Below are 19136 nucleotides of genomic sequence, written 5' to 3'. Positions count from 1 at the left end.
TTATACAGAAATGCTTACATTACCTGTTAAAAATCAAACGGGTAAGTGATGATATTAAGGAGCGCGAATGAAGCAGGTGGTTTATGTTGCCAGTACGGAAAGTCATCAGATTCATGTCTGGCAGATGAATGAACACGGTGAGATGTCACTGTTACAGACAGTATCAACGCCTGATCAGGTGCAGCCGCTGATCACCGCGCCGGATGGCCGTCATCTTTATGCTGCGGTCAAACCGGGCAATGCGGTGGCGACTTATAAAATCGCGGAAGACGGCAAACTCACACAAACCGGCCTGACGCCGCTCCCGGGCACTGCCGCCTATATCACCCTTGATAAAGCGGGGCGCACACTGTACGCCGCTTCTTATCATCAGGGAAATCTGGCGGTACTGCCGATCCGCGATAACGGTATTCCCGTCCGTGCAGTGCAGGTGATTGAGGGATTAAAAAATCCGCATTCCGCCAATATTGCGCAGGATGGACACACACTGTTTGTGCCGTGCCTCGGGGAAGATCACATCCGCGCTTACACGATTGAGGAAGACGGACGCTTAACTGAACGTCACGCCGATATGCTGACGGTTGCTGCCGGTGCCGGGCCGCGCCATATGGCGTTTCATCCGGCAAAGCATGTGGCGTATTGCCTGAATGAATTAAATGCGACCATTAATGTTTACCGCGAATGGGTGAAAGTCCGTGAAATTCAGTCTGTCGATATGATGGCGGATGATTATTCAGGACGACGCTGGGCAGCCGATATTCATATCACGCCGGACGGGCATCATCTCTATGCCTGTGAGCGGGCATCAAGTGTGATTAATCACTACCGGGTGTCGGATGACGGCGGTCATCTGCAACTGGCGGGGTGTTATCCGACTGAAACTCAGCCGCGCGGTTTTGCGGTGGATAACAGCGGGCGTTTCCTGATCTCAACCGGACAGCTCTCTCACCATGTGGCGGTTTCCCGGATTGATGCGATTACCGGCGAACTGCACTTTATCAACCGCTATCCGGCAGGAAAAGGGCCGATGTGGGTGACAGTGCTGACGCTGAAGTAACAGTGCTCAGGTAGTTTTCTGTTACTCCGGAGCCCGGCGGGTAACGGGCAAAAACGAAAAGTCGCTGTAAACACATCCGTGTGCGCTCAGGCGCGTCATCCATGACGCGCATGCTTTTCGTTTCCTTCGCCCGTTACCCGCTGTTAACCTGAACGGCGGAGTGATCAAATATGCCGGGATTTATGCCGTTACCTTATCTATCGCCTGCGTCAGTTTTTCCAGTTGTGCCGCTGTAATAATGTATGGCGGCATAATATAAATCAGCCGTCCGAACGGACGGATCCACACTCCGGCGTCAACAAAACGGCGCTGCAATTCTGCCATATTCACCGGCTCTTCCGTTTCAATCACACCAATGGTACCGAGTACCCGCGCATCGCGGATTCCGCTGCGGGATTTCAGCGGCAGCAGAGCGCTTTTTAGTTGTGTTTCGATAGCCTTCACACACGCAGCCCAGTCTCCGGACGACAGCAGATCAATACTCGCCACTGCCGTGGCACAGGCCAGCGGATTACCCATAAAGGTCGGACCGTGCATAAAGCAGCCTGCGTCACCCTGACTGATGGTGTCTGCAATATGGCGGGTGGTGAGGGTGGCTGAGAGTGTCATATAACCACCGGTAATCGCTTTTCCGAGACACATAATGTCCGGTGATATACCTGCGTGTTCACAGGCAAACAGTTTACCGGTGCGCCCGAATCCGGTGGCGATTTCGTCACAAATCAGCAGGACATTGTAGTGATCACACAGTGATCTTACGCCTTTCAGATATTCCGGATGGTAAAAGCGCATTCCGCCCGCCCCCTGGACAACCGGCTCCAGGATCACGGCAGCGACCTCATGATGATGCTGTGCCAGCAGGTTTTCCACAGAGTGAAGATCCTCCGGCCGCCATTCCTCATCAAATCCGCACTGCGGTGCATCAGCAAACAGGTGATCCGGCAGATAGCCCTGCCAGAGTGAGTGCATGGAGTTTTGCGGATCACACACTGACATCGCGCCGAATGTATCGCCGTGGTAGCCGTGACGCGGGGTGATTATCCGGTGGCGTTTTTCGCCGCGTGCCTGCCAGTACTGCAGCGCCATTTTCAGGGCCACTTCCACCGCGACCGAACCGGAGTCGGCAGGAAACACGCATTCCAGCGGCTCCGGCGTGATTGCCACCAGACGGCGGCACAGTGCAACGGCAGCCGGATGAGTGATCCCGCCGAACATCACATGTGACATCTGTGACAGCTGTTCAGTCACCGCCGCATTCAGTACCGGGTGATTATAGCCGTGGATAGCCGCCCACCAGGAGGACATACCGTCAACCAGTTCGCGGCCGTCTGCGAGTGTCAGCACCGCACCGTGTGCCGACACCACCGGATAGACCGGCAGCGGCTGAGTCATTGATGTATAAGGGTGCCAGATGTGGCGGCGGTCAAAATCCGCATCATCATCCGAAAAGGCGTGACCTGAAATATTCCCTGAAAAAGCCATTATGTAAACCATTTCAATGCAAATAAAGTTGACATGATAATGCTGATATTTAAACTGGCAACACTTTTTTATCGGGAGTTACAGTTATGAGCCAAGGTCGTCAGTGGACATTAAAAGAAGCCAATGCATTGTTTGAAAAACCTTTTTTTGAACTGTTGTATGAAGCTCAGACCATACATCGCCGGCATTTTGACCCGCAGCAGGTGCAGATCAGCACACTGCTTTCCATCAAAACCGGGGCGTGTCCGGAAGATTGTAAATACTGTGCGCAGAGTGCGCGATACAAGACCGGGCTGGAAAAAGAGCGTCTGATGGAAGTACAGCAGGTGGTGGAGACGGCGCGTAAGGCGCGGGCAGCCGGTTCGACCCGGTTCTGTATGGGCGCGGCGTGGAAGAATCCTCATGAGCGCGATATGCCGTACCTGGAAACCATGGTGAAAGAAGTGCGGGCGCTGGGTATGGAAACCTGCATGACACTCGGTATGCTGAACAGCTCACAGGCGGAGCGCCTTGCCAAAGCAGGTCTGGATTACTATAACCACAACCTCGATACCTCGCCGGAATTTTACGGCTCGATTGTCACCACCCGGACCTATCAGGACAGACTCGACACCCTCGACAATGTGCGGGATGCGGGGATCAAAGTATGCTCCGGCGGGATCTTAGGTTTGGGTGAGGCGGTGCGCGACCGCGCGGCGATGCTGGTACAGCTGGCGAATCTGCCGAAAGCACCGGAAAGTGTACCGATCAACATGCTGGCGAAAATCAAAGGCACGCCGTTTGAGGATAATGAGGAAGTCGATCCGTTTGATTTCGTCCGCACCATCGCTGTTGCCCGCATTATGATGCCAACGTCTCATGTGCGCCTCTCCGCCGGTCGTGAAATGATGAATGAACAGACCCAGGCGCTTTGCTTTATGGCGGGTGCGAACTCCATTTTCTACGGCTGCAAACTGCTCACCACCACCAACCCGGAAGAAAATACCGATATTGCCCTGTTTAAAAAGCTGGGGATCAAACGCGAAGCCATCCATGTTACCCGGGGTGACAATGAAGAGACGGATTCTTTATTGGATGCCATCAGCCACAGCGATGACGAAAAATTCTATAACGCAGCCCTGTGAGCCGTACCATGTGGCAGACTTTTCTCTCTGAGCGCCTGCAGCAGGCGCAGGAACAGGATGCGGTACGCCGCCGCGAGGCCAATGACGGCGCGGACGGGCGCACCCTCCTGATTAACGGCAGACGTGCCGTGAATTTCTCCGGTAATGATTATCTCGGCCTCAGCCGCCACCCGGCGGTGATCCGCGCCTGGTGTGACGGTACCCGGCAATACGGTGTGGGCAGCGGCGGATCCGGTCATGTCACCGGTTACACCACGGCACACCGGGACCTGGAGCAGATGCTGGCGGAGTGGCTCGGGTTTGATCGGGCGATCTTATTTGTCTCCGGTTTCAGCGCTAATCAGGCGGTGATCACCGCACTGATGCAGCGCGGCGACCACCTTATCTGCGACAAACTCGCTCACGCCTCCATTATGGAAGCGGCGATGCATTCACCCGCTGAATTCAGCCGTTTTCATCATAATGATACCGCCCATCTCAGTACCCGGCTGAGTCGGACTGAAAACAGTACCGGCAAAACCCTGGTGGTCACTGAAGGGATCTTCAGTATGGACGGGGATGCCGCGCCGCTGGCGGCGATCCTGTCGCTCACCCGGCAGCATAACGCGCGGCTGATGACGGATGATGCGCACGGTATCGGTGTCTGCGGCCGTGAAGGGCGGGGCAGTTGTGATGCGGCGGGGATACGCCCGGATATTCAGATTGTCACCTTCGGTAAAGCGGTCGGGGTCAGCGGCGCGGCGGTGCTGTGCGATGCACAGACGGCGGATTATCTTACGCAATATGCCCGTCATCTTATCTACAGCACCACCTTCCCGGCGGCACAGGCGTGTGCCATTCAGGCAGCGGTGCAGGAAATCCGTCACGGTGACGGGTTACGGGACACACTGGCGGAAAACATCCGCTTCTTCCGTGAACGGGTGGCGCATCTGCCGCTGCAGTTACTGCCGTCCGCCTCGGCGATCCAGCCGCTGATCGTAGGGGATAACCGCGCAGCCCTGGCACTGTCGCACTATTTACAGGAGCGCGGCCTGTGGGTGAAAGCTATCCGTCCGCCGACTGTGCCACCGAATACCGCCCGTCTGCGCATCACGCTGACCAGCGCCCATCACCGCGACGATATCACACAGCTTACGGAGGCGCTGGATGCATTCTGCCGTCACTACCGCCCCTGTGAATAAAGCCGCTGTTGCCGCGGCTTTCGGACGCGCCGCCGGACACTATGACACCGTGGCGCACCTTCAGCAGAAAACCGGATACCATCTGCACCGCCTGACCACACAGGCGCTTTCCGGGCTGTTATTACCGGAACTGCACGGGCTGGATGCAGGCTGCGGTACCGGGTTTTTCAGTGAACAGTGGAAAGCGGATTGCCGCTGTGTGACGGCGTTTGATCTCTCCCCTGACATGCTGGCACACGCCCGGCAGCAGCAGCGGGCGACCCGTTATGTGCAGGGGGATATCGAACAGCTGCCTTTTGCGGATAATCAGTTTGATTTTTGTTTCAGCAATCTGGCGGTGCAGTGGTGTGATTCACTGGCGGCGGCGCTGGCCGGACTGGTGCGGGTAACCCGGCCCGGTGGTGTGGTGGCGTTTTCCACCCTGCTCAGCGGGTCGCTGGACGAGCTGAATCAGGCGTTTTCCCGGGTGGACAGCAACCGTCACGCCAACGGTTTTCTCAGCCGTGAGGCGGTTTCCGCCGCCTGTCAGCCTTACCGGCATACTTTGTCAGAAGTGTGTTACCGGCTCTCCTTTGATTCTCTGCCCGCGCTGCTGCACTCCCTCAAGGGGATTGGAGCTACCCATGTTCATCAGGGACGTGCTGCCGGGCTGATGACACGCAATAAACTCATTCAGCTGGCGAATCATTATCCCGCCGAAGACGGCGTATTTCCGCTCAGCTATCTTATTCAGTACGGAGTCATACATGTTGAAAAATAACTGGTTTTTAACCGGCACCGATACGGATGCCGGTAAAACCGTGGTCAGCTGCGCCCTGCTGCAAACGGCCCGCAACGCCGGTTTCTGCTGCGCGGGGTATAAGCCGGTAGCCTCGGGCAGTGAGATGACGGAGGAGGGGCTGCGCAACAGTGATGCACTGGCATTGTGGCGGCATACGGTACCGGCGGTCAGTTACGCGCAGATTAACCCCTATACCTTTGCCGAGCCGACATCACCACACATTGTCAGCGAACTGACTCAAACCCCGCTGGAATTTTCGGTGATGACTGACGGGCTGCATGCCTTAAATCAGCAGGCTGACTGGGTACTGACCGAAGGGGCGGGCGGATGGTTTACGCCGCTGTCGGCCACACAAAGTTATGCGGACTGGGCGGCACAAATGCGGATGCCGGTGATCCTCGTCGTCGGGGTGAAGCTCGGCTGCATTAATCACGCGTTACTGACTGTACTGGCGATACAGCAGGCCGGACTGACCCTGGCGGGCTGGGTGGCGAATGAAGTCACACCGCCGGGCCTGCGTCAGCCGGAGTATCTGGCGACACTGAATAACCTGATCCCGGCACCGTGCCTGGGTGTGTTACCGCATCTGCCGGACCCGATGAATCAGGACTTATCCGGCTATCTTTCACTGCCGGTTTCCGCGCACTGATCCTGCATCCGGACGGATCGTGCCGGGATCACGGCAAATCTTCCGGCCGGGTGTTTTTTATCAGGAAAAAATCCTGAATTATTTTTTCTCTTTGTGCTGAAAGTGACAATTTTATGACTGCACAATGTCACGCAACCATGCACCGGCAAACGACTTTATTAAGTTATCCACTATTCCTGTGGATAACCCTGTGTATTAACTTTAGAAAACTCACGCTATCCTTGCAGGAACGGGGCTTTCACTGACATTGTTGTAAAATCGGGCTTTTATGATTTATTCATAAATAACAATTAGATAAATAAAATCAAGGGTCCTCCGGCGTGAAAAATAGCAATTGGTCAGAGGGGCATCAGATTTCAGCATAATTTAAAATTGCAAGTGCTTTTTTTTGGGGATAACTGTGGAAAGCCAATAAAATTTTCCCCGGTTTTGCAAGCAAAAAATCACAAAATAACGGATTTTTTCTGCCGGGGGTTGAAGCTGGTTTTTTATCCAGTATCATAGTGACCCTATTCGCGCAGGGGGGCCAATGAGCAAACTATTTAAACTGCATTCTGACTTTAAACCGGCCGGTGATCAGCCGCAGGCCATTGCAAAACTGGTTGAGGGCCTGGAAGACGGGCTGGCGCATCAGACGCTGCTTGGGGTAACGGGCTCGGGGAAAACCTTCACCATTGCCAATGTTATCGCCACGCTGAACCGCCCGACCATGATCATGGCGCCCAACAAAACCCTTGCCGCGCAGCTTTACAGTGAGATTAAAGATTTCTTCCCGGAAAACGCGGTGGAATATTTTGTCTCTTACTACGACTATTATCAGCCGGAAGCCTATGTCCCGAGCTCTGACACCTTTATCGAAAAAGATGCCTCAGTAAACGAACATATTGAGCAGATGCGGCTTTCTGCCACCAAAGCCCTGCTGGAGCGGCGGGATGTGGTGGTGGTGGCGTCCGTTTCCGCTATCTATGGGCTGGGTGATCCGGACAGCTACCTGAAGATGATGCTGCACCTCACCGAGGGGATGATCATTGATCAGCGCTCGATCCTGCACCGGCTTTCCGATCTCCAGTACACCCGTAATGACCAGGCCTTTCAGCGCGGTACATTCCGTGTGCGCGGTGAAGTGGTGGATGTTTTCCCTGCGGAATCTGATGATTACGCACTGCGCGTGGAACTGTTTGATGATGAGGTCGAGCGCCTGTCGCTGTTTGATCCGCTGACCGGCCATATCCATTATCAGGTGCCGCGCTTTACCGTTTACCCGAAAACCCACTATGTAACGCCGCGTGAGCGCATCATTGAGGCGATGGAAGGGATTAAAACGGAGCTGGCGGAGCGGCGCAAATTCCTGATCGACAACAACAAACTGGTGGAAGAGCAGCGCCTCGCCCAGCGCACTCAGTTTGATCTGGAAATGATGAATGAACTGGGTTACTGCTCGGGTATTGAAAACTACTCGCGCTATCTCTCCGGACGCAAATCCGGCGAGTCACCGCCGACCCTGTTTGATTACCTGCCGGCGGACGGCCTGCTGGTGATTGATGAATCCCACGTCACCATTCCGCAAATCGGCGGGATGTACAAAGGAGACCGTTCGCGCAAAGAAACGCTGGTGGAGTACGGTTTCCGTCTGCCGTCCGCGCTGGATAACCGTCCGCTGCGCTTTGAGGAGTTTGAATCCCTCGCGCCGCAGAGCATTTATGTGTCCGCCACGCCGGGCAAATATGAAACGGAGAAATCCGGGTCTGATGTGGTTGAACAGGTGGTCCGGCCGACCGGGCTGCTCGATCCGGAAGTGGAAGTGCGTCCGGTGACCACTCAGGTGGATGATCTGCTGTCTGAAATCCGCATCCGCGCACAGAAAAATGAGCGCGTGCTGGTCACCACGCTGACCAAACGGATGGCGGAAGATCTTACTGAATATCTGGAAGAGCACGGCGAGCGGGTGCGTTATCTGCACTCGGATATTGATACGGTGGAACGTGTGGAAATTATCCGCGATCTGCGTCTCGGGGAGTTTGATGTGCTGGTGGGTATCAACCTGCTGCGTGAGGGGCTGGATATGCCGGAAGTGTCGCTGGTGGCGATTCTGGATGCGGACAAAGAAGGCTTCCTGCGTTCCGAACGTTCACTGATCCAGACCATTGGTCGTGCCGCCCGTAACCTGCACGGCAAAGCGATTCTCTACGGCGATAAAATCACTGACTCAATGGCGAGGGCTATTGAGGAAACCGAACGCCGCAGAGAGAAGCAGATGGCGTTTAACGAAGCAAACGGTATTGTGCCGAAAGGGCTGAATAAAAAGATTGGCGATATCCTTAAAATCGGCCAGCCGTCAGCCGGGGCGAAGAATAAAGGCAAAGGGAAAGCAGCCGCGAAAAGCAGCGATTATCAGCGTATGTCGCCGAAAGAGCTGGAAGTTAAAATTCAGGAGCTGGAAGCACAGATGTACCGCCACGCTCAGGATCTGGAATTTGAACAGGCGGCAGCGGTACGGGATGAATTACAGGGGCTGCGTGAGCAGTTTATTGCCAACTCCTGACGGGATCAGGGCAGCAGGGCGATGGTTTTATCCAGCGCACTCAGCAGCAGGCGGCGGTCATGGCGGTACGGTACATCCTGTGCCTCCAGGACCTCTCTGACAATCAGGCGGTCGCCGAGGTCGCCGGTATTGATATGCGGTGCGCACACCACTGCATCTATCCGTTTGCGGCCGATGCGGCTCTCAATCACGGCGATTTTTTCACTCAGGCTGAGGGATGCCGCAGCTGGGCTCAGTTCTTTGCCGAGATTCTCAATATAGATCATCGGCGCCTGATTAAAATTAATGGCTTTGGTGAAATCGGGCAGCAGCATCAGCGGCATCAGGCTGGTAAAGAAACTGCCCGGCCCGATAATAATCAGTTCTGCGCGGCAGATGGCATCCAGCGCCTCTTTGGTGGTTTTCACCGGCGGGGAAAGCTGTAACTCCTGCGGCGGGCAGGTCAGCTGATCGACATTCACTTCGCCGTACACTTCATGGCCTTCGCTGTCGATAGCCATCAGATCGACCGGCGTTTCTGACATCGGTATCAATTTAGCTTTGACTTTCAGCATATTGCGGATCAGATTGATCGCATCCAGCGGACGCACACTCATATGATCCAGCGCTTTGAGCATCAGATTACCGAGGTTGTGTCCCGCCAGTTCACCGTTACCGCTGAAACGGTATTCAAACATGGTGGAAGCAATCGACGGCTCCGTGATCATCTGATTGAGACAGTTGCGCATATCGCCCCAGGCAATGCCGCCCTCCGCCCGGCGGATCCGGCCGGTGGAGCCGCCGTTATCCGTGGTGGTGACCACGCCGGTCAGCCGCGATCCCAGACCGTTCAGGCAGGACATCACCCGTCCCAGCCCGTGGCCTCCGCCTAAAGCAACAACATGTTCCAGCGACGTGAGTGTGCGGTTTCCCATAGTGTTTATGCATTCCCTGAGTTTTCATATTTATTTGCGCGGTAATCTATCATAAAAACCAATTTTTCGCGTCACGATACTGAGATTTATCAAACTCCGGTCAATCATAAAGATAAATTATCTTTTTGCTGCGTACTTTTACGTGTGATTCAGAAGTGGCAGCGGCAGGGAAGTCATGGTATGAGTGAATGCGGTGACTGAAAGCATCACAAATAAACATCAATAACAAAAATCAATAAATGACAGGAAGAACATCATGAATGACCTGACGTGCACCATTCCGGTGCTGGAAACTGACCGTCTGATCCTGAGTGCCCACCGCAGAGAAGATCATGCGGCGGTTGCTGATATGTGGTCAGATACGGTGGTAACGCATCATGTTATGGCAGGACAAATCTCCACACCGCGCGACAGCTGGATGCGGATGCTGGCCTATCTCGGATTGTGGCCGCTGCTGGGCTATGGTTACTGGGCGGTCAGGGAGAAAAGCACCGGAGAGTATATCGGCGATATCGGCTTTGCGGATTTTTACCGTGAAATGGAAAAAGACATCAGCCACTATCCGGAAGCGGGTTGGGTGTTTACAAAGCGGGCACACGGTAAGGGCTATGCCGGTGAAGCATTGGGAGCCATACTGAACTGGCTGAAAGAGGTGCGCGGTATTAATGAATGCGTGTGTATTATTGCTCCAGAGAATAAACCCTCCATCCGGCTGGCAGAGCGTAACGGATTCCGCCCGCAGGAGACACTGAGAATGAATCATAAATCCGTTATTTTCTATCACGTTACACTGGACTGACCGGGCCTGCTATACCTGTGTCAGATCAAGAAACCGGTAAATAATTTTCCTGTCAAACCGCCGTATTTCCGGCGGTTTGCTGTTTATTATTTATTCAGTAATCTATAATGTATTTGCTAATTAATTGAAAAACTGTGTGAAATTTTCGTTATCCGGCGTATCCGTTCCTTTTCCCGGAGGCCCGGTAACTCGTTGTATAATAAGATATATAGCGTATTTATCATGGTAATTCCCGCAGGGCAACGCTAGAATCAACTCACTTAGCGTGGTTATTAACAGCATTAATGACAACGATTAACTCCTAGCCTTCACACCTACGTTTCAGGTCGGAACCGGAAATAGGGTGAGCTGGCCGTGACACTCACGAGTGCCACCAGGGTGCAGGATAGAAATGTCCGCATCTCCCGTATTTGGAAAGGTGTTATGACTGAACAACTGACAGATCCCTTTGCGCGCAAATTTTACTATCTGCGCCTCTCCGTGACAGACGTTTGCAATTTTCGTTGCAACTATTGTCTGCCTGATGGTTATAAACCAAACGGACACAAATCCTTTCTTTCTCTCGGCGAAATCCGCCGGGTGACCCGCGCGTTTGCTCAGCTGGGCACGGAAAAAATCCGTCTGACCGGCGGTGAGCCGACCATGCGCCGCGATTTTACCGATATCGTTGCCGCTATCCGCGAAAATGAGAATATCCGCACCATTGCCGTGACCACCAATGGTTACCGCATGGCACGGGATATCCGCGACTGGCGTGCCGCCGGGCTGAGCGCCGTGAATGTCAGCGTTGACAGTCTCGACCCGCGCCAGTTTCACGCTATCACCGGGCAGGATAAATTCATGCAGGTGATGAGTGGTATCGATGCCGCGTTTGAGGCCGGTTTTGAGAAGGTAAAAGTGAATGTGGTGCTGATGAAGAATGTCAATGACATCCATCTGCCTGCATTTCTGAACTGGATCAAAGACCGCCCGATCCAGCTGCGTTTTATCGAACTGATGGAAACCGGTGACGGCAGCGATGTATTCCGCCGTTTCCATATCTCCGGTAATGTTATCCGCGCCCGTCTGTTACAGGCAGGCTGGCAGCAGGTGGCGCGAGCCCGCAGTGACGGCCCGGCACAGGTGTTCAGTCATCCGGATTATCAGGGCGAAATCGGCCTGATCATGCCGTATGAAAAAGACTTCTGCCAGAGCTGTAATCGTCTGCGGGTGTCCGCGGTCGGTAATCTGCATCTGTGCCTGTTCGGCGAGCAGGGGATCACACTGCGTGATCTGCTGGCGGAAGACGGACACGATGCGGAGCTGAAAGCACGGCTTCAGCGCGCATTGCAGCACAAACGCGAAACCCATTTCCTCCATCAGGGGGACAGCGGTATTACCCCGAATTTATCCGTTATCGGCGGCTGATCCGCCGGTCATATCAGGAGTTTACATGTCTCAACTCACCCATATTAATGCGGCGGGCGAAGCCAACATGGTGGATGTGTCCGGAAAGCAGGAAACTGTCCGCGAAGCGCGCGCCGAAGCCTTTATCACCATGGATGCCAAAACCTTACAGATGATTATTGACGGCAACCATCACAAGGGGGATGTCTTTGCGACAGCCCGTATCGCCGGTATCCAGGCCGCTAAACGAACCTGGGATCTGATCCCGCTGTGTCACCCGCTGATGCTGAGCAAAGTGGAGGTTCAGCTGAGCGCGGAGCCGGACACATCCCGTGTGCGTATTGAATCCTGCTGCCGCCTGACCGGTAAAACCGGGGTGGAGATGGAAGCCCTGACTGCGGCTTCTGTGGCGGCACTGACGATTTATGATATGTGCAAAGCGGTGCAGAAGGATATGGTTATCGGCCCGGTGCGTTTACTGGAAAAAAGCGGCGGGAAATCAGGACATTTTAAGGCGGACGCATGATTAAGGTACTGTTTTTCGCGCAGGTGCGCGAGCTGGTGAATACCGATGAGCTTTCTCTGCCGTGTGATTACGCCACAGCGGAAGATTTACGGGCCGCGTTATGTGAGCGCGGTGAGCGCTGGGCGCTGGCGCTGGAATCCGGCAAACTGCTGTGTGCGGTGAATAAGTCTTTTGTGCCGTTGTCGCACCCGCTGACAGACGGTGACGAAGTCGCGTTCTTCCCGCCGGTCACCGGAGGCTGAGCCATGAATAATACCCGGATTGCTGTTCAGACGGACAATTTCAGTGTCGGTGAGGAATATCAGTGGCTGGCCGGTTGCGCGGATGACGGCGCAGTGGTCACATTCACCGGTAAAGTCCGCAATCATAACCTGGGTGATAATGTGGCGGCTCTGTCGCTGGAGCACTACCCGGGCATGACCGAAAAAGCGCTGGCGGATATTGTCACACAGGCGCGTGAGCGCTGGGAATTACAGCGGGTGACGCTGATCCACAGGGTCGGCAGTTTATACCCGAATGATGAGATTGTGTTTGTCGGTGTCAGCGCCGGCCATCGCGGCATGGCATTTGAAGCGGCTGAATTTCTGATGGATTACTTAAAAACCCGCGCGCCGTTCTGGAAAAAAGAGACATTGCCGGAAGGCGGTACCCGCTGGGTGGATGCCAGAGAAAGCGACCAGAAAGCCGCAGATCGCTGGTAATTTACCGCTGATAACCTCCTGATCGCCGGATTTTTTCCGGCGGCTGTACATCAGGTTAAAAATATTCTCTGTTTGTAAAGAAAAGGGGAGAATTCCTGACAGTTTGCCTGCTGGCAACACCCTTTTTATGTGATAATCTATAGTCCTTGGTCGTTTATCATCCGATAAACAATTTGATACAGATGAAAGGGTTATCCATCATGGACCGATTTCCTCGTTCTAACGGCTCGATAGTTTCACAGGCGGGCTCCGGTATTCAGGCTTATATGGCCCAGGTTTACGGCTGGATGGCGTGCGGCCTGCTGCTGACTGCCTTCGTCGCCTGGTATTCGTCTAACTCGATGGCGATTATGAGCTTTGTTTTCTCCAGCAAAATCACCTTCTTCGGCCTGATTATTGCTCAGCTGGCACTGGTCTGGGTTATCTCCGGCATGGTTGAGCGCCTGAGCGCGTCCATGGCGACCGGGCTGTTTATGCTCTATTCCGCACTGACAGGGCTGACGCTCTCCAGTATCTTTATCGTGTATACAGATGCATCTATTGTCAGCACCTTCTTTATCACGGCAGGGATGTTCGGTGCGCTGAGTATCTACGGCTACACCACCAAGCGCAGCCTGTCCGAGATGGGTAACTTCCTGTTTATGGGGCTGATTGGTATTATCATCGCGTCACTGGTTAATATCTGGCTGAAAAGTGAAGGTATGACACTGATCATCACCTATATCGGTGTGATTGTGTTTGCCGGTCTGACCGCGTATGACACCCAAAAACTGCGTGAGCTGGGTGAGCAGATTGACAGCAACAACAAAGACACCATGCGCCGCTATGCGATCGTGGGTGCGCTGTCGCTGTACCTGGACTTCATCAACCTGTTCCTGATGCTGCTGCGCCTGATGGGCGACCGCCGCTAATCACAGACAGAACAGGATGTAACAATAAAAGGCCGGTGAAAACCGGCCTTTTTACGTTCTGATTCACGCAATCTTGCGCCGGAACAACGCATAGGCGGCGGTTCCGGTGGTCACGGCGATCACCAGCAACGGCCAGAGGCTTTGGCGGATAACACTGAAATCCGCATCTTTGAGGTAAATCTGTTTGGTGATTTCATTGAAATGGCGGATAGGATTGACCCAAGTGATATGTTGCAGCCAGACCGGCATATTCTCCACCGGGGCAATATAACCGGACAGCAGCACGGCAGGCATCATAAAGACAAACACACCGATAAAGGCCTGCTGCTGAGTCGCGGAAAGGGCGGAGATTAACAGACCGAACCCGACCAGCGACAGCCCGTATATCATCATGGTGAAATAAAACAGGATCAGTGAGCCGGAGAAGGGGATACGGTAAGCAAAAATGCCGATCACCAGCACAATGCTGGCCTGGACCGTGGCCACAATCAGTGCCGGAACGGCCTTGCCGACAAAGATTTCACCGGTGGTCAGCGGGGAAACCAGTAACTGATCCAGCGTGCCCTGTTCCCGTTCACGGGCAACCGACAGTGAGGTGACAATCATCACGCCGATAGTGGTGATCAGCGCTACCAGGGACGGCACGATAAACCATTTATAATCCAGATTCGGGTTATACCAGTTGAGCACCACCAGCTCACTGGTGACCGCCTGCGGCATCCGCTCCTGCTGGTAATGCGCGGTGATTTGCTGAACGTAATTGGCGGCAATCTGCGCACTGTTGGAGTTTCGTCCGTCGAGCAGGATTTGCAGCTGTGCCGGTTTCTGTGCGGCGAGCTGTGCACTGAAATTCTGCGGGAAATGCACCAGCAGCAGGGCTTTGCGGTTATCAATCACATCCTGCACATCATGCCGGTTCTGGATCAGCAGCACATCAGAAAACGCACTGGCTTTGGCAAACTGCTGGGTCAGTTCAATGGATGCGGGGCCTTTGTCCTCATCATAAATGGCGATAGTGGCGTTGGTGACTTCCAGCGTTGCCGCCAGCGGGAACAAAATCATCTGAAAAATTACCGGTACGATCAGGATCGTCCGGGTCTGCCGCTCTCGGAGAAGTAATTGCAGCTCTTTGATAATTAAGGTGAGTATCCGATGAAACATGGCAGTCTCCTTAATCAAGCCGGCGGCGGGTTTTCAGGGCGGTCAGGCCGATAAACACAAGCGCTGACAGGATCAGCAACACCAGATTACTGATAATCACCGGCATAATATTACCCGCCAGGAACAGTGTCTGCAGGCTTTCCACAAAGTAGCGCGCCGGGATCACATAAGTTACCACCTGTATCGCCACCGGCATACTGTCAATTTCAAACACAAAGCCGGACAGCATAATCGCAGGCAGAAATGCGGCGTTCAGCGAAATCATAGCCGCGTTAAACTGATTGCGGGTCACGGTGGATATCAGCAATCCCATACCAAGCGCGGTGGCGAGATAGAGGGAGGTCACCAGGGCCAGAAGCCACAGCGAGCCGTGATACGGCACATCCAGTACATACACCGTCACCACCATACACAGCACCATGACAAAACTGCCGAGCACCTGATACGGCAGCAGTTTGGAGAGCAGCAGTTCCGTTTTGGTCACCTGTGTTGAGAGCAGGGCTTCCATGGTGCCGCGCTCCCATTCCCGTGCCACCACCAGTGAGGTCAGGATAGCGCCGACCACGGTAATAATGATGCTGATAGCGCCCGGTATAATAAAATGCTGGCTGATAGCAGCCGGGTTAAACCAGTAGCGCAGCCGGACATCAACAGTCGGCTCACTGCTGATCCCCCGATCCTGTGCCCGCTGCTGCTGCCAGACCTGCCAGATACCGCTGGCATAGCCCTGTACAAAGTTGGCGGTATTGGGCTCGCTGCCGTCCGTAATCACCTGAATCTGTGCGATATCACCCTGACGAGCCAGACGTTTGTCCAAATCCGCCGGGATCACCACAATACCGCGGATATGCCCCGCCTGGAGTTTATCAATTAATTCACGGCGGTTATCACTGAGGGTGGCATCAATAAACGGAGAGCCGGTAAAGGCGTTGATCAGCTCCCGCGCCGGTTCGCTCTGCTGATTCACCAGAATCCCGAGGCGCAGTTTTGATGAATCCAGATTGATGCCGTAACCGAAAATAAATAACAGAATCAGCGGGATCACAATTGCGATCAGGGCACTCGACGGATCGCGGACAATCTGTTTGCTCTCTTTGATGCACAGCGCCCGCAGACGGCGCCATGAAAAACCGGAAGGTGTGCTCATGATGCAGCCTCCTGTGCGCTTTCTTTGTCATACTCCTCGACCAGCCCGATAAAGGCATCTTCCATTGACGGATCAGGACGGGTGTCGTCTGCCACCGAGGCTTTCAGCTCATCAGGGGTACCGGCGGCAATGATTTTGCCGTGATAGACCAGCCCTATGCGGTCACAATATTCCGCCTCATCCATAAAGTGAGTGGTCACCATCACGGTGACGCCTTTATCCACCATGCCGTTAATATGCAGCCAGAATTCACGGCGGGTGAGCGGGTCAACCCCGGAGGTGGGTTCATCGAGAAAGAGAATATCCGGCTCATGCATCAGGGCGCAGGCCAGCGCCAGCCGCTGTTTGAAACCGAGCGGCAAATCTTCGGTGGTCTGGCGCAGGATCGGGGTGAAATTAAAAGCATTTACCATATCATCGATTTTCTGCTGCTGCGCTTTGCCGCGCAGACCGTAAGCGCCGGAGAAAAATTTCAGGTTCTGGGCGACCGTCAGATTGCCGTAGAGAGAAAATTTCTGCGCCATATAACCCAGGCGGCTGCGGGCTTTGGCTGAGCTGGTTTTCAGATCCAGCCCCAGCACCAGGGCACGGCCGCTGCTCGGGATCATCAGGCCGCACATCATCTTAAAGGTGGTGGATTTGCCCGCACCGTTCGGGCCGAGCAGGCCGAAAATCTCCCCGCGTTTGACCTGAAAATCCACATGATCGGTCGCGGCAAAATCGCCGAATTTTTTCGTCAGACTGACGGCTTCAATCACGGTTTCATCCGGTGCCGCCGGGATCTGCGGCATAATCTGCGCCAGCTGTGAGCGGTGAGAAGGGCCGCCGCCGAGCAGATCAATAAATGCGTCCTCAAAACGGGGCTTAGCAGGCAGCAGCTCTGCATCCGGGCATTTCAGCGCGCTGAGCAGGGTGTGGGTATCGGCCTGTGGTTTTACAATCAGCCGGACATAACGTCCCTGAATAACACCATCAGACACCTGTGGCTGAATCAATGCCTCCTGTAAGATGCGGCGGCGTTCACCGGGGGCTGCGGAGAGCAGGAAAGAGCGGCCTTCCATCGTTTCTGTCAGTTGTGCCGGTTTGCCCTCATAAATGACTTTTCCCTGATTGAGCAGCAGCACATCGCGGCACTGTTCTGCCTCATCCAGATAAGAGGTACTCCAGAGGATCAGCATGCCGTCATCGGCGAGAGTGTGCACCATCCGCCACAGTTCGCGGCGGGCGATAGGATCGACTCCCACACCCGGCTCATCGAGCAGCAGCACCTGCGGCTGCCCGAGCAGTGTGCAGGCCAGTCCGAGCTTCTGTTTCATGCCGCCGGAGAGTTTGCCCGCCATGCGGCCGGTAAAACGGGTCAGGTCAGTAAAGGTCAGCAGGCGGTCAAAAACAGCCTGCTGTTCATGGTGCGGCAGACCGCGCAGTTCGGCATATAAACGGAGGTTTTCCATCACGGACAGATCTTCATACAGCCCGAATTTCTGCGGCATATAACCGAGCTGTGCGCGCAAAGCCACACTGTCTTCAATCGGATCAAACCCGGCCACGCGGATCTCCCCGCCGTCTGGTTTCAGTAATCCGGCCAGCATGCGGATGAGGGTAGTTTTCCCGGCACCGTCCGGCCCGGCAAGCCCGGTCACACCGCCGCCCCGGATGGTGGTGGTCAGCCGGTCAACTGCCGGATTATCAAGGCCGGGAAAGCATTTTTCGACGGCACTGAGGGAGATAGTGATGTCTGGCATCGTCTCTCCTTACGGCTGCTGCTCTTCATTATCAAAGCGGATAGTGACCGGCATCCCCTGACGCAGCAGCGGGTCGGCATCCGTCACCACAATGCGCAGACGGTAGACCAGATCTGTCCGCAGTGCCGGGGTTTCAACGGATTTCGGGGTAAACTCGGCAGTCGGGGAGACAAATCCGACATGCCCGTGATACGGTTTGCCCGGGCGGCTGTCGGTTTCCAGTAATACTTTACGGCCGGGCTGTGCCTGTCCCAGCTCGCTTTCGCTGACATACGCCCGTACCCACACCGGATTGGTCAGTGTCAGGGTGAACACGGTGCTGCCTGCCGGTAAAATCGTGCCGGGCTCGATGGCGCGGGTCAGAATAGTACCTGCTGCCGGTGCGGTCAGACGGGTGTCTGCCAGGTCAAGCTGTGCCTGCTCCACGGCGGCTTCAGCCTGTTTCAGCTGTCCGCGCGCTTCGGCAATCTCTTCTTTGCGGTAACCGTTTTCCAGTTGGTTCAGTTTGTCCTGTGAGGCTTTCAGTGCCGCATCGGCCTGATTGCGCTGATTACGGGCATTTTCCAGGTCATTGGCGGAGATAGCACGGCTTTTCATCAGTCCGGCCTGGCGCTGATAAAACTGACGGGCAAACTCCGCCGCTGCCGTATTACGGGCAACATCGGCTTTTGCCTGCGCGATTTCTTCCGGCCGGTAGCCGGCTTCCATCAGCAGTAATGCCGCCTGCGCGCTGTCCCGTACCCCTTCCGCTTTCAGCAGGGCGTGACGGTACGGTGTATCATCCAGCATACCGAGCAGCTCACCGGGCTGAACCGCCGCCCCTTCATCCGCATTCAGGGATTGCAGTTTGCCGCCGACACGAAAACCAAGATTCACCGTCCGGATATCCACATTACCGTACAGCAGAGCAGGCCCCGACGGGCGCGACTCCCACCAGTACCATCCGCCGGCACCGGCCAGCAGGATCAGAATAATGATAAATATCCCGGTTTTTTTCATTGGCTTCATGAATTGATTCCTGGTGAGTTATCAG

19 protein-coding genes and 1 riboswitch are annotated in these 19136 nt (G+C 54.7%); of the genes, 12 read left to right on the top strand and 7 right to left on the bottom strand.

The genetic code is table 11. The features are described 5' to 3' along the window. Positions 1-67 precede the first annotated feature (67 nt). Complete coding sequence (pgl, locus tag X965_RS03590; protein WP_004241640.1) at positions 68-1057, top strand: 6-phosphogluconolactonase; 990 nt, start codon at positions 68-70, stop codon at positions 1055-1057. Between the two features lie 180 nt (positions 1058-1237). Here pgl and bioA read toward each other — a convergent pair whose 3' ends face one another. Further along, on the bottom strand, positions 1238-2539 hold the full coding sequence (gene bioA, locus X965_RS03585) for an adenosylmethionine--8-amino-7-oxononanoate transaminase (protein ID WP_051997306.1): 1302 nt from the start codon (positions 2537-2539) through the stop codon (positions 1238-1240). 86 nt (positions 2540-2625) lie between these two features. Between bioA and bioB the strand changes: the two genes are divergently transcribed. From bioB to bioD, 4 genes are read left to right on the top strand one after another with little or no spacing between them, the layout of a single operon-like run. Further along, positions 2626-3663, top strand: a complete 1038-nt coding sequence (gene bioB / locus X965_RS03580) for a biotin synthase BioB (RefSeq protein WP_004235683.1) — start codon at positions 2626-2628, stop codon at positions 3661-3663. 8 nt (positions 3664-3671) lie between these two features. Next, positions 3672-4844 (top strand): 8-amino-7-oxononanoate synthase, encoded by a 1173-nt coding sequence (gene bioF / locus X965_RS03575; protein ID WP_036417076.1) that lies wholly within the window; start codon positions 3672-3674, stop codon positions 4842-4844. Next, complete coding sequence (bioC, locus tag X965_RS03570) at positions 4810-5604, top strand: malonyl-ACP O-methyltransferase BioC (protein WP_036417075.1); 795 nt, start codon at positions 4810-4812, stop codon at positions 5602-5604. Before bioF ends, bioC begins: the two co-directional genes overlap by 35 nt. Then, positions 5591-6274, top strand: a complete 684-nt coding sequence (bioD, locus tag X965_RS03565) for a dethiobiotin synthase (protein ID WP_004235686.1) — start codon at positions 5591-5593, stop codon at positions 6272-6274. Before bioC ends, bioD begins: the two co-directional genes overlap by 14 nt. 349 nt (positions 6275-6623) lie before the next feature. Here bioD and X965_RS19285 read toward each other — a convergent pair whose 3' ends face one another. After that, a complete protein-coding gene (locus tag X965_RS19285) occupies positions 6624-6776 on the bottom strand; it encodes a hypothetical protein (RefSeq protein ID WP_153641938.1) in 153 nt (50 codons plus the stop codon). 27 nt (positions 6777-6803) lie between these two features. Here X965_RS19285 and uvrB point away from each other — a divergent pair, with 27 nt between their 5' ends. Further along, positions 6804-8816, top strand: a complete 2013-nt coding sequence (gene uvrB, locus X965_RS03560) for an excinuclease ABC subunit UvrB (RefSeq protein WP_036417074.1) — start codon at positions 6804-6806, stop codon at positions 8814-8816. 5 nt (positions 8817-8821) lie between these two features. Here the strand turns inward: uvrB and yvcK are convergent, their stop codons facing one another. After that, entirely contained in the window at positions 8822-9730 is a 909-nt protein-coding gene (gene yvcK / locus X965_RS03555) for a uridine diphosphate-N-acetylglucosamine-binding protein YvcK (protein WP_024474128.1), read from the bottom strand. Between the two features lie 256 nt (positions 9731-9986). Here yvcK and X965_RS03550 point away from each other — a divergent pair, with 256 nt between their 5' ends. The 6 genes from X965_RS03550 (at position 9987) to X965_RS03525 (ending at position 14053) form a co-directional block, all read left to right on the top strand. Then, on the top strand, positions 9987-10529 hold the full coding sequence (locus X965_RS03550; RefSeq protein ID WP_004235690.1) for a GNAT family N-acetyltransferase: 543 nt from the start codon (positions 9987-9989) through the stop codon (positions 10527-10529). Positions 10530-10815: 286 nt separating this feature from the next. Then, positions 10816-10965: riboswitch (molybdenum cofactor riboswitch) on the top strand. Next, positions 10953-11936, top strand: coding sequence for a GTP 3',8-cyclase MoaA (gene moaA / locus X965_RS03545; protein WP_004235691.1), 984 nt, complete (start codon positions 10953-10955; stop codon positions 11934-11936). (Overlaps the previous riboswitch by 13 nt.) A 25-nt stretch (positions 11937-11961) precedes the next feature. After that, positions 11962-12441 carry a cyclic pyranopterin monophosphate synthase MoaC gene (moaC, locus tag X965_RS03540; protein WP_004235693.1) on the top strand — a complete coding sequence of 160 codons (480 nt, stop codon included), beginning with the start codon at positions 11962-11964 and terminating at the stop codon, positions 12439-12441. Further along, the gene (moaD, locus tag X965_RS03535; protein ID WP_036417072.1) at positions 12438-12683 is read left to right on the top strand and encodes a molybdopterin synthase sulfur carrier subunit; all 246 of its coding nucleotides are present in this window, start codon (positions 12438-12440) and stop codon (positions 12681-12683) included. Before moaC ends, moaD begins: the two co-directional genes overlap by 4 nt. 3 nt (positions 12684-12686) lie before the next feature. Next, positions 12687-13142: a molybdopterin synthase catalytic subunit MoaE gene (gene moaE, locus X965_RS03530; RefSeq protein ID WP_036417070.1), complete on the top strand. Its 456-nt coding sequence runs from the start codon at positions 12687-12689 to the stop codon at positions 13140-13142. A 200-nt stretch (positions 13143-13342) separates the two neighbouring features. Then, the gene (locus X965_RS03525) at positions 13343-14053 is read left to right on the top strand and encodes a Bax inhibitor-1/YccA family protein (RefSeq protein WP_036417068.1); all 711 of its coding nucleotides are present in this window, start codon (positions 13343-13345) and stop codon (positions 14051-14053) included. A gap of 63 nt (positions 14054-14116) precedes the next feature. Here the strand turns inward: X965_RS03525 and X965_RS03520 are convergent, their stop codons facing one another. From X965_RS03520 to hlyD, 4 genes are read right to left on the bottom strand one after another with little or no spacing between them, the layout of a single operon-like run. After that, positions 14117-15214: an ABC transporter permease gene (locus X965_RS03520; protein WP_036417065.1), complete on the bottom strand. Its 1098-nt coding sequence runs from the start codon at positions 15212-15214 to the stop codon at positions 14117-14119. 10 nt (positions 15215-15224) lie between these two features. Beyond that, positions 15225-16361: an ABC transporter permease gene (locus tag X965_RS03515; RefSeq protein WP_036417063.1), complete on the bottom strand. Its 1137-nt coding sequence runs from the start codon at positions 16359-16361 to the stop codon at positions 15225-15227. Beyond that, positions 16358-18103 (bottom strand): ATP-binding cassette domain-containing protein, encoded by a 1746-nt coding sequence (locus X965_RS03510; RefSeq protein WP_004235702.1) that lies wholly within the window; start codon positions 18101-18103, stop codon positions 16358-16360. The genes X965_RS03515 and X965_RS03510 overlap by 4 nt, the downstream gene beginning before the upstream one ends. Before the next feature lie 9 nt (positions 18104-18112). After that, positions 18113-19111 (bottom strand): secretion protein HlyD, encoded by a 999-nt coding sequence (hlyD, locus tag X965_RS03505; protein ID WP_004235703.1) that lies wholly within the window; start codon positions 19109-19111, stop codon positions 18113-18115. Between the last annotated feature and the right edge of the window lie 25 nt (positions 19112-19136).

The sequence above is a fragment of the Morganella sp. EGD-HP17 genome (assembly GCF_000512315.2).
Taxonomy (GTDB): domain Bacteria; phylum Pseudomonadota; class Gammaproteobacteria; order Enterobacterales; family Enterobacteriaceae; genus Morganella; species Morganella morganii.
Note: the sequence above shows the minus strand (reverse complement) of the source record. Positions and strands in the feature narration are given on the sequence as shown.

Excerpts from the sequence above, each read along its gene's own strand:
- moaD (WP_036417072.1), top strand. The coding sequence starts at position 12,438 with ATGATTAAGGTACTGTTTTTCGCGCAGGTGCGCGAGCTGGTGAATACC.
- X965_RS03520 (WP_036417065.1), bottom strand. The coding sequence starts at position 15,214 with ATGTTTCATCGGATACTCACCTTAATTATCAAAGAGCTGCAATTACTT.
- yvcK (WP_024474128.1), bottom strand. The coding sequence starts at position 9,730 with ATGGGAAACCGCACACTCACGTCGCTGGAACATGTTGTTGCTTTAGGC.
- X965_RS03525 (WP_036417068.1), top strand. The coding sequence starts at position 13,343 with ATGGACCGATTTCCTCGTTCTAACGGCTCGATAGTTTCACAGGCGGGC.
- X965_RS03550 (WP_004235690.1), top strand. The coding sequence starts at position 9,987 with ATGAATGACCTGACGTGCACCATTCCGGTGCTGGAAACTGACCGTCTG.
- X965_RS03510 (WP_004235702.1), bottom strand. The coding sequence starts at position 18,103 with ATGCCAGACATCACTATCTCCCTCAGTGCCGTCGAAAAATGCTTTCCC.
- pgl (WP_004241640.1), top strand. The coding sequence starts at position 68 with ATGAAGCAGGTGGTTTATGTTGCCAGTACGGAAAGTCATCAGATTCAT.
- bioB (WP_004235683.1), top strand. The coding sequence starts at position 2,626 with ATGAGCCAAGGTCGTCAGTGGACATTAAAAGAAGCCAATGCATTGTTT.
- X965_RS19285 (WP_153641938.1), bottom strand. The coding sequence starts at position 6,776 with ATGATACTGGATAAAAAACCAGCTTCAACCCCCGGCAGAAAAAATCCG.
- moaA (WP_004235691.1), top strand. The coding sequence starts at position 10,953 with ATGACTGAACAACTGACAGATCCCTTTGCGCGCAAATTTTACTATCTG.
- X965_RS03515 (WP_036417063.1), bottom strand. The coding sequence starts at position 16,361 with ATGAGCACACCTTCCGGTTTTTCATGGCGCCGTCTGCGGGCGCTGTGC.
- moaE (WP_036417070.1), top strand. The coding sequence starts at position 12,687 with ATGAATAATACCCGGATTGCTGTTCAGACGGACAATTTCAGTGTCGGT.
- bioD (WP_004235686.1), top strand. The coding sequence starts at position 5,591 with ATGTTGAAAAATAACTGGTTTTTAACCGGCACCGATACGGATGCCGGT.
- moaC (WP_004235693.1), top strand. The coding sequence starts at position 11,962 with ATGTCTCAACTCACCCATATTAATGCGGCGGGCGAAGCCAACATGGTG.
- uvrB (WP_036417074.1), top strand. The coding sequence starts at position 6,804 with ATGAGCAAACTATTTAAACTGCATTCTGACTTTAAACCGGCCGGTGAT.
- hlyD (WP_004235703.1), bottom strand. The coding sequence starts at position 19,111 with ATGAAGCCAATGAAAAAAACCGGGATATTTATCATTATTCTGATCCTG.
- bioF (WP_036417076.1), top strand. The coding sequence starts at position 3,672 with ATGTGGCAGACTTTTCTCTCTGAGCGCCTGCAGCAGGCGCAGGAACAG.
- bioC (WP_036417075.1), top strand. The coding sequence starts at position 4,810 with ATGCATTCTGCCGTCACTACCGCCCCTGTGAATAAAGCCGCTGTTGCC.
- bioA (WP_051997306.1), bottom strand. The coding sequence starts at position 2,539 with ATGGCTTTTTCAGGGAATATTTCAGGTCACGCCTTTTCGGATGATGAT.